Source organism: Kitasatospora sp. NPDC001159 (genome assembly GCF_053598235.1).
The window spans coordinates 1-1366 of the sequence record NZ_JBSFJV010000280.1 but is presented as its reverse complement, the minus strand read 5'-3'; the positions used below and the strand labels follow the sequence as shown (position 1 = coordinate 1366).

Below are 1366 nucleotides of genomic sequence, written 5' to 3'. Positions count from 1 at the left end.
TAGTACTGCAACCGCAGTTATGGGGTGTGGCCTCGGCGTTTGTAGTGGCTGCGGCGGGCGCGGGTCTGGCTGCGCCGTCGCCAGTATGACCAGCGCAGATGGTGGGCGGCTGTGAGGTGATGAGGGTGGAGGAGCAGGCCGATGAGGCGGCGGATCTCCGCGACGGACAGGGGTATCAGGCCCTCGTGGCCGGGTCCGGAGCCCCCTTTGACAGCTCGTGTGCGCGGATAGCGGTCAGGCAGGCGAGTGTGGCCATGGACAGGGTGATGTGCCGGTACCAGGCCTGGTAGCGGCGGACCTGGTAGTGGTCCAGGCCGCACTCGTTCTTCGCGACCTGGAAGCACTCCTCCACCTGCCACCTCGACCCGGCGACCTTGGCCAGGTCCGTCAGCCGGGTGCCGGCAGGGCCGTAGCAGACGTAGTAGGCGATCTCTGTGGGGTCGCTGACGCTGCGTCGGGCGAGGACCCAGTGGCCGAAGCCGTTCTCCCAGCGGATCCGGATCGGCACCCGGGCCCAGTCGTAGATCCGCCGGCCGTGGGCGCCGGCTCCGCAGGACAGGCGCTTCCATGCCTGCCGGGGCAGGGAGGCGATGAGATGGTCCACCCGGGCGTCCCCGCCTCTGGTGGTGATCACGGTGTCGTTGACCTTGGTGGCCAGTACGTGGGCCACACCGCGTTCCTCCAGCCAGAACCGCAGGGTCTTGACCTGGCCGTATGCCTCGTCGGCGGTCACCCAGGCGAACGGGACGTTCGCGTCCAGGGCGCGTTGGAGCATGGCCCGGAAGTGCTCGATCTTCGTGGCGAACGGAACGTCGTCCTCGATTCCGGCGGCCCGGCAGCGCGCGCGGTCGTCGGTCCAGGATGCCGGCAGGTACAGTTCGCGGTCGATCAACGCCCGGCCCTTGGCGGAGGCATAGGCCAGGAACGTCCCGATCTGGCAGTTTTCGGTGCGGCCGGCGGTGCCGGTGTACTGGCGCTGGACGCCGGCCGAGCGGGTGCCCTTCTTGAGGAAGCCGGTGTCGTCGCCGATCAGCACCGCGTTCTTGTCGCCGATGCTCTCGACGACGAAGTCCCGCACGTCGTCGCGGACGGCGTCGGCGTCCCAGTCGGCCGAGTTCAGCAGGCGCTGCATCCCGTCCGGGCACTCCTCACCGGCCCGTTCCGCCAGCGACCACCCGTTCTTGCGTTCCAGCGGGGCGATCAGTCCCGCCATGTACTCCAGCGCCCGCCCGCGAGGCTCCGACCTGGTGAAACGCGACGCGAAGCGGGCGTGCAACCCCGCCAGCGCCGCCTTCCACTCCTCGACCTGCCCCACCCCAAGATCAACCACTCGCCAAGTCAACCATGATCAAGTGCGGTTGCAGTA

1 protein-coding gene is annotated in these 1366 nt (G+C 68.8%); it reads right to left on the bottom strand.

Annotation, left to right across the window (positions count from 1 at the left end):
• Positions 1-175: 175 nt before the first annotated feature.
• Complete coding sequence (locus tag ACWC9T_RS41865) at positions 176-1315, bottom strand: IS701 family transposase (RefSeq protein ID WP_279092787.1); 1140 nt, start codon at positions 1313-1315, stop codon at positions 176-178.
• Positions 1316-1366: the final 51 nt, after the last annotated feature.